The following is a 1633-nucleotide window of genomic DNA, read 5'->3' as shown; positions in this document are numbered from 1 at the left end:
AGCAGATCGAGCCGATCTGCGGGTGGTCGACCAGGCTGGTCTCGTAAACCGTGCCGGTGTAGTAATCCAGGCCACGTGCGATGGAGAAATTCAGGCAATAGGCGGTTTCCGGCACACCCAACGCCTTCACCAGCTCCAGCACTTCACGCAGCTCGGCAGCACCGGTACGCAGCGACTCGCTGGCCGATTCGCCAGCCGCCGCCAGCACCGCGTCGATCTGCGCCAATGCATCCGCGTGCGAGCTGGAGCGCACTTCGACGAAGGACAGGATCCGCTCGACCGCGTCGGCGGGCAGACCGAAATCCGGGCCAACCAGGGTTTCACGCACATAGTCGGGACCGCGCTTGTCGAGCTTGTCGACCTCGCGCAGCACCAGCGCCTGCTGCTCGGCATCCACCACGCCCTGCGCTTCAAAGAAGCCGCGCATCAGCTTGCGATTGTTCAGCTGCACGGCGAAGTTGCCGATGCGCAGCTCGGAGAACACCGCGTAGATCACCGCCAGCACTTCCGCGTCGTAGCGGATGCTCAAGCTGTCCTTGCCGATCACATCTACGTCGCACTGGTAGAACTCGCGGAAGCGGCCGCGCTGGGCGCGCTCACCACGGTATACCCGCTGCATCTGGTAGCGGCGGAACGGGAAGGTCAGGTCATGCTCATGCTCGGCCACGTACCGGGCCAGCGGCACGGTCAGGTCGAAGCGCAGCGCCATTTCCGGCAGCCCGCCCTTGTCGGCCGATTCGGCGGCATTGGCCAGCGCACCGGTGGACTGCACGAAATACACCTGGCGCTCGGTCTCGCCGCCGGATTTGGTCAGCAATACATCGGACAGCTCGAATACCGGGGTCTCCACCGGCAGGAACCCGAAGCGCTCGTAGTTGCGGCGGATGACGTCCAGCATACGCTGGAACGCGATCTGCTCGCGCGGCAACAATTCCATGATGCCGGGCGGGGTACGGGGCTTGATCACGGGCAAAACTCCTGCAACTCAATGTGGAAACGATTGCCAATTCTAGCCGCACACCGCCCGTCTGGCCGCATGAAGTATCATTTAGGACAACTTCTCGCCCATCCAAGACATGTCCCGGCCAGCCCAAGGCACCGAGCAATCCCCCGTTTCGTCCATTGCGGCAGAAGGCAATGGCGGGCGCGAGTGCCTGCAATGCTCGGTCCGTCACCTGTCGGTGTGCTCGGCCCTGTCCTGCGATGAAGTGCATGCGCTGGAGCAGATCACCGTATCTACCCCGGTGGCGATGGGCACCACCTTGGCGCGCGCGGGCGAGCCGCGCACTTATGTCTATACAGTAACCGAGGGTGCGTTGCGCCTGGTCCGGACCCTGGCCGATGGCCGCCGCCAGGTGAACGGCTTCGTTCTGCCGGGTGATTACCTGGGGTTGAGTGGCAGCGACCACCACCGTTACGACATCGAGGCCATTGCCGACAGCCGCGTCTGCCGGGTGCCGACCACGCAGATGCGCGACCTGCGCCAACGCTACCCGCACCTGGAGCGCAAGCTGTTGCAGCGGGCCTGCCAGGAATTGGATGCAGCGCAGGACAACGCTCTGGCACTGGCGCGCCTGCAGCCACCGGAACGGCTGGCGGATTTCCTGCCTGTCTCTTATCCACCTCTGACGCC

General features: G+C 64.2%; 2 protein-coding genes. One reads left to right on the top strand and one right to left on the bottom strand.

The features are described from left to right. Nucleotides 1-967 (bottom strand): histidine--tRNA ligase (locus ABB27_RS18840; RefSeq protein ID WP_057630844.1); only part of this gene is annotated, 967 nt, incomplete at its 3' end. Between the two features lie 109 nt (nt 968-1076). Here ABB27_RS18840 and ABB27_RS18835 point away from each other — a divergent pair. Next, nucleotides 1077-1633 (top strand): Crp/Fnr family transcriptional regulator (locus ABB27_RS18835; protein WP_057630846.1); only part of this gene is annotated, 557 nt, incomplete at its 3' end.

Source organism: Stenotrophomonas terrae (assembly GCF_001431465.1).
Taxonomy (GTDB): domain Bacteria; phylum Pseudomonadota; class Gammaproteobacteria; order Xanthomonadales; family Xanthomonadaceae; genus Stenotrophomonas; species Stenotrophomonas terrae.
The sequence above is the reverse complement of the archived record's forward strand: the minus strand, read 5'-3'. Positions and strand labels throughout refer to the sequence as shown.